Genomic DNA, 5,707 nt, shown 5'->3' with positions numbered 1-5,707 from the left:
TCAGGTATACCAGCCGGATACACCTYATACAGGAACGTTCAGCGGGAAACGAGTCCAGCGCGGCCTGTACCGCTTCGCCAACGGCAGGACGGCCAATGCCGACATCAACGGCGCCGCCAATATACTCCGTAAAAGTAAGCAGAACTTCGATTTCGAAGGACTGTGTAAGGGGCTTTTGGACAGCCCTTTGAGAATAAGGCTATCCTGATTTCAGGAGGAAACTTAAACAGCAACCTTCTCAAGAATCTCCCGCTTCTATAAGCGGGAGAGGTTCAAAATATCTATAATTAAGGATGGATTCCTATGCAACATGATAAGAATAAACTAGCCATCAGCGCTGCCAAATTGTATTACCAGTCGGGCTTCAGCCAGGCCGAGATTGCCAAAGAGCTGCAGCTGTCCCGTCCGTCGGTATCGCGGCTTTTACAGTACGCCAAGGACATGGGCTTCGTGCGCATCGAAATCTTCGACCCCATCGAAGACCAGGGCCAGCTGGCCCAAAAAGTCGCCGCCGCATACGGCCTGCGCGATGTCTGCATCGCCAACGCCCCTATCGAAGACGAAGAAGAGGTCAAGAAATATATAGGCCAGCGCGGCGCTGCCTATATCAATGAAATCATCCAGGACGGGGACATCATCGGCGTCGGCTGGGGCACGACCCTGCATAGCCTGTCCCACCAGCTCATCCCCCATCCCCTGAAGCGCCCAGATTGTCCAGCTCGAAGGGGGCATCACCTTGTCGACGAGCGAAACCTTTGCCAATGAAATATTGGAAAAATTCGCCAAGAACTATGAAACTATCGCCCAGTACCTGCCGCTGCCGGTCCTCTTCGACTCGAAAGAGGTCAAGGAAATGGTCTACCGCGACCGCCACATCAAGCGCGTCCTGGAACTGGGCCGCAACGCCAACATCGCCATATTCAGCGTCGGCACCGTCCGCGACAATGCCTTGTTCTTCCGTCTGGGCTATGCCGACGCCCAGGAAAAGGCCTACCTCAAGAGCCACGCCGTCGGCGATATCTGCTCCCGCTTCTTCGATAAAGACGGAAATATCTCCAGCCAGGAGCTGAACGACCGCACCGTCGGTATCGCCCTCGATGACCTGCGCAACAAAGAATACAGCATCCTCCTGTCCGGCGGCGAAGGCAAAATCGCCAGCATCCGGGCGGCCCTAAAAGGAGGCTACGCCAACGTCCTCATCACCGACCAGTTCACAGCCAAACGATTACTGGAGAAGGTGTAAAAAAAGGTCCTGTCACATAGTGACAGGACCTTTTTAAGTTTTAAGTTTGTAGTTTTTAGTTTGCAGAAATATGGCTAAAAATTTAAAGTCAACTTCTACAAACTACAAACTCCGTACTACAAACTATAAAGAGAACGGGGCCTCGCATGATGGCAGACCCCTTCATGTGCCCGCCCTTCACTCCCAGGCGCTATCGGGCAGGGCGGTGATGCTGGCCCAGGCGTTATTGATGGCAGCAGCCATCATTTTTTTGCCCGGCGGGTCGAGATGGAGTCCGTCCAGGGCCAGTTCGGTCTTGAGTTCGCCGCGGCTGTCGGCCATGCCCGGCGTGATGTCGATATGGACCTGCGTGTCGATGTAGTCGTTGACTTCGGCAATGGCGCCGCGCCAGTCATCGGCCGTATCCTGGTCGAAGGCAGCCTTGATGTTCTCCGGATTGAGCGGCGGAATGGTCAGGAAAACGGGCTTGATGCCATGGCTCAGGCATTTTTCCTTCAACGTCTGTAAGTCACTGATGACTTCACCGGCCGGCACGCCGGCGCGGAGGCTGTTGGAGCCGATGAGGATAATGACATACGACGGCTTGAAGGGCAGGACGTCGCGGTCGAAGCGTTCGACGCCCATGGCGCTCGTATCGCCGCTCTGGGCCAGGTTGATCGTCGGGAACATGAGATACGAAGCGTAACTGAAGTCCCAATCCGTCGGCGAATAGGAAATACTGCCGCCACCGTGGCTGATACTGTCGCCAAAGATAGCGACGACGCCCTGTTCCGCTGCCGGGTCCAGCTCAAAGGGCAGGGCATCGGAATAACCGCCGATAGGATTGCCTGCCCCATCCAGAGCCAGGACGCGCCAGTAAAAGGGCTTATCGCCCATGCGGGCCTTCTGGTCGTACTGCTGGGCATATTGCGGCGTGTAACTGTCGATGCGATGAATCGACGGCGCCGTACCATTCGGATCTTCCGGCAAATCGTTGAGGATTTCTACTTCATACTTTGCTGCCCCCGGTACGGCTATCCAGTCGTAGACCGGATAGAGCAGGGTCTGTCCCGGTCCCTGGTTGAAAAAGGACAAGGGCGTCGGCTTTTCCGTAAAAGGCTGGAAAATATCGACATGCGCTTCTTCGATATCCGAAAATTCACTGACCGGACGGCCCTTCAAATCGAGGCCGCGGACGCGCCAGTAAAAGACCTGTCCCAGGAAGGTATCGGGCAAATCCAGTTCCAGTCCCGTCGTATAAGCCTTCTGGTCATCCATGAAAGGCTCGTAAGACGTACTGACCTTTCCGTCATCGCCTTTTTCTTCCTCTTTCTTCAAGATCTGCACGTCATACATGACAGCCCCGTCGACACGGCTCCAGCGCAGGGTGGGATGGCCATCAGCCGGATCCGTCGCCGGATAATGGAGAGTGACATGCGGTTTTTCCCGCAAAGCCGGCATGTCATCACTATCGGCCTTTACATGCTGCCGCGCTTCTTCCAGGGCCACGTCGACACCGTGGGAGTCCGTCGACTGACGGGCGCCGGCAAAGATGCCGACCCCCAGGGTCAGGGCCATGAGAGCCGTGATAAAAGCTAATTGTTTACGCATTCTTCTCCTTCTTATCTTTCTTATAACCGTACTTCTGGGTCCAGGCTTTATTCTGCTTCTGGATTTCCTTCTTGCTCAACATGGCCGGCTTGGCTTCCAGGGCCGACTGGATATTCTTGACGATAGCCGGCTGATCATCACCGTCAGCACAGGTCATGATGCGCAAGTCGTTGACATAGACATCGTTACCGCGGGACGCTACGTTCCACGACGGCTGCTTCTTGTTCATCGCTTCCGTAACGACCTTGTCGTCTTTCGTCGCTTCGCCGTAGACGTCATGCGTAGCCCGGGCCAGATTGCCCGCTACCAGGAAAGCCCGGCGCCGCGACGAATACGTCCCGGCTGCAGCCGGTGTGACGACGGGTTTGGCATTGACATAGACCGTGTTGCCGCCGACCTGGACGCGGTTGCCCGACCACAAGGTCATGCGGCCGGCCAGCTTTTCAATACGGCTCGACATCTGAGGATGATTATTCGGACTGATGACGCGCTTGAAGCCTTCCTGCCACAGTTCGCCGTACTGTTCGTAAACGTACTGCATGGACGAAGCCGCGCCGCCGACATTGTAGGCCGTGTTCTTGAAGACATTGAAGCCCGTCGCATCGGCCTGTTTTTCCTGGTCCATAGTGACGAATTCATTGTCGATGTAATTGACGGCCACACTGCCCAGGAGAATGTCGAGGACGTCGGCATTACCGCCAAGGGAAACGTCGATGAGCGTCGAAATACCGATACTCTTGAGGACGCCGTTGATGGCATGGCGTTTTTCGCCGTGCTGCATTTCATGGCACATGGTAAAGGCCAGTTCATCGTCGTTGAGGGCATCGAGCATCCCCTTATTGACGGAAATGACGCCGCCAATCGTTTCAAAGGCGTTCAACTCTTTCGACGGGTTGGCATAGACATCGTAATTGCGCTTGATGAGGCCCGTCGCTACGAGGTTGCGCTGGATATTTTCCAGACGGTCGCTGTAGGCTTCATTATCGACGACACCAGTCTTGGCCTGCGTATTGGCCAACATCTGCTTCTGATTGTTGTTGTCCATCTGGAGCAGCTGCTGTTTGGCCAGAGCCATAGTCGCTGCCCCATAGAGCAGGATCTGCGCCGTCGACGCAGCCGAAGCGATGGCGACAGGCGCCACGCAGAGAGACAGGCTGGCAACGAGAGTCGTCAGCCATTTTTTCCATAATTTCATCCCTATCATCCTCCCTCATCCGTTAGCGAAAGCTGTTCCCGGCAGAGCTTCTCCTTCTTCTTTTTCGTCCACTGCTTGATTTGCCATTCCCAATGCATGGCCTCGTGTTTTGTAGGAAAACCCTGGCACCAGGCCAGGGTTACAGGGCGACGGGAACGGGTATACTTAGCCCCTCTGCCGTCATTATGCGCTGCGACCCGCCGGGGCACATCCAGCGTCCAGCCCGTATATAAAGACTGGTCGGCGCAGCGCACCATATACGTATAATATAACATGAAGCCCTTAGGCTTCTTCCGTGACGATTTTCACCGTATTCAGGACAACATCTTCCAGCGGTTTATCGGCAAAATCGGTCTTGACTCTGCTGATGCCTTCGACGACGTCATAATCCTTGACGACCTTGCCGAAAATAGAATGATGGTTCTGGAGCCACGGCGTCGGGACGACCGTCACGAAGAACTGGGAACTGCCCGTATTAGGGCCGGCATTGGCCATAGCCAGGACACCGGGTTCGCTGAAATCGAGGCCCGGACCGAATTCATCAGGAATCGTCTGTTTCGAGCCGCCGCATCCCGTACCCGTCGGGTCGCCGCCTTGGATCATGAAATCGGCAATGATGCGATGGAAAATCGTGCCATCATAAAAACCGGATTTTGCCAAATTCACAAAATTTTCGACCGTAATCGGTGCCTTGTCTGCAAAAAGTTCTACCGTAAAATCGCCGCGGTTCGTCTGGAACACAGCGTATGTTTTATTGTCTGCCATAGTAACAGCCTCCTGTGTATATAATAAGGTATTGTATACGTTTATATTACCGTAGAATAGGCAATTCCGCAAGTAGTTAGGGCGCTAAAGCGCCCGCAGGCCGCCTCGGACTCAGATGCCGCTACGCGGCAACAGACTCAGAATAACGACATCGCCTCGAGTAACCCTCGGCTCGTAAAAATCGCCCCAATCGGGGCCTTTTCGTAGGGGCCGTCCCGACGGGCGGCCCGCCGCGAAATTCCACCACAGCTCACTCTGGCATGATGGCAGGTTTTTTGAACCTCTCCCGCTTATAGACGCGGGAGATTCTTGAGAAGGTTGCTGTTTAAGTTTTCTCCTGAAATCAGGATAGCCTTATTCTCAAAGGGCTGTCCAAAATCCCCTTACACAGTTCCTCGAAATCGAAGTTCTGCTTACTTTTGCGGAGTATATTAGCGGCACCGTTGATGTCGGCATTGGCCGTCCTGCCGTTAGCGAAACGGTACAGGCCGCGCCGGATTCGTTTCCCGCTGAACGTCCTGTATAGGGGGCATCCAGCTGGTATACGGGAATATCATCCAAATCCAGGCAACTGGCCTGAGAGGTATAGGATTCTTCCTGTTCCAGATAGGTTATCCCATAGCGTTCACACAGGTGTTTCAAGGTACTACGAAGATAGCTCAAATTGATTTGAGCGAAATGCTGATTCGTCACTTTGCCCAGCTTTAGTCCTCGTTTGAAATCGCGATTATAGCCACAGACGATAGTCCCTATCTGATGACTGATGCAAAAATCGAGGATATAGCGGGCTGTCTTGCGAAGGATGTCCTGCATCCGGAAATTGCGTTTCTTCGCTAACTGACAGAGCTGGTTCGTCGTCTTCCGGCCCTGCTTGGCGGCAATGCTTTGGAGTCTGGCTTTGCGTTTGTTCCAAT

General features: G+C 54.2%; 8 protein-coding genes. 3 read left to right on the top strand and 5 right to left on the bottom strand.

Annotation, left to right across the window (positions count from 1 at the left end; translation table 11 throughout):
- The 3 genes from NM10_RS10945 to NM10_RS15060 all read left to right on the top strand — a co-directional run.
- Positions 1-208: transposase (locus NM10_RS10945; RefSeq protein ID WP_020311625.1), on the top strand; the 208-nt coding region annotated here is incomplete at its 5' end.
- Positions 209-303: 95 nt separating this feature from the next.
- The gene (locus NM10_RS15065) at positions 304-765 is read left to right on the top strand and encodes a sugar-binding domain-containing protein (protein WP_256378990.1); all 462 of its coding nucleotides are present in this window, start codon (positions 304-306) and stop codon (positions 763-765) included.
- Positions 737-1,243, top strand: a complete 507-nt coding sequence (locus tag NM10_RS15060) for a sugar-binding transcriptional regulator (protein ID WP_020724219.1) — start codon at positions 737-739, stop codon at positions 1,241-1,243. The genes NM10_RS15065 and NM10_RS15060 overlap by 29 nt, the downstream gene beginning before the upstream one ends.
- Positions 1,244-1,420: 177 nt before the next feature.
- Here NM10_RS15060 and NM10_RS10935 read toward each other — a convergent pair whose 3' ends face one another.
- The 5 genes from NM10_RS10935 to NM10_RS10915 all read right to left on the bottom strand — a co-directional run.
- Complete coding sequence (locus NM10_RS10935) at positions 1,421-2,833, bottom strand: GDSL-type esterase/lipase family protein (RefSeq protein WP_020311624.1); 1,413 nt, start codon at positions 2,831-2,833, stop codon at positions 1,421-1,423.
- Entirely contained in the window at positions 2,826-4,028 is a 1,203-nt protein-coding gene (locus tag NM10_RS10930; RefSeq protein ID WP_020311623.1) for a M48 family metallopeptidase, read from the bottom strand. Before NM10_RS10930 ends, NM10_RS10935 begins: the two co-directional genes overlap by 8 nt.
- Before the next feature lie 5 nt (positions 4,029-4,033).
- Positions 4,034-4,303, bottom strand: a complete 270-nt coding sequence (locus NM10_RS10925) for a GIY-YIG nuclease family protein (RefSeq protein WP_020311622.1) — start codon at positions 4,301-4,303, stop codon at positions 4,034-4,036.
- Positions 4,304-4,310: 7 nt separating this feature from the next.
- Positions 4,311-4,793 carry a peptidylprolyl isomerase gene (locus NM10_RS10920; protein WP_020311621.1) on the bottom strand — a complete coding sequence of 161 codons (483 nt, stop codon included), beginning with the start codon at positions 4,791-4,793 and terminating at the stop codon, positions 4,311-4,313.
- Between the two features lie 360 nt (positions 4,794-5,153).
- A partial coding sequence (locus NM10_RS10915; RefSeq protein ID WP_020311620.1) for an IS200/IS605 family accessory protein TnpB-related protein occupies positions 5,154-5,707 on the bottom strand: 554 nt, incomplete at its 5' end.

The sequence above is a fragment of the Megasphaera sp. NM10 genome, assembly GCF_000417505.1.
Classification (GTDB): domain Bacteria; phylum Bacillota; class Negativicutes; order Veillonellales; family Megasphaeraceae; genus Megasphaera; species Megasphaera intestinihominis.
The sequence above is the reverse complement of the archived record's forward strand: the minus strand, read 5'-3'. Positions and strand labels throughout refer to the sequence as shown.

Bases quoted from the DNA above. Each gene is read 5' to 3' on its own strand.
- NM10_RS10930 (WP_020311623.1), bottom strand. From the start codon at position 4,028: ATGAAATTATGGAAAAAATGGCTGACGACTCTCGTTGCCAGCCTGTCT.
- NM10_RS10935 (WP_020311624.1), bottom strand. From the start codon at position 2,833: ATGCGTAAACAATTAGCTTTTATCACGGCTCTCATGGCCCTGACCCTG.
- NM10_RS10920 (WP_020311621.1), bottom strand. From the start codon at position 4,793: ATGGCAGACAATAAAACATACGCTGTGTTCCAGACGAACCGCGGCGAT.
- NM10_RS10925 (WP_020311622.1), bottom strand. From the start codon at position 4,303: ATGTTATATTATACGTATATGGTGCGCTGCGCCGACCAGTCTTTATAT.
- NM10_RS15065 (WP_256378990.1), top strand. From the start codon at position 304: ATGCAACATGATAAGAATAAACTAGCCATCAGCGCTGCCAAATTGTAT.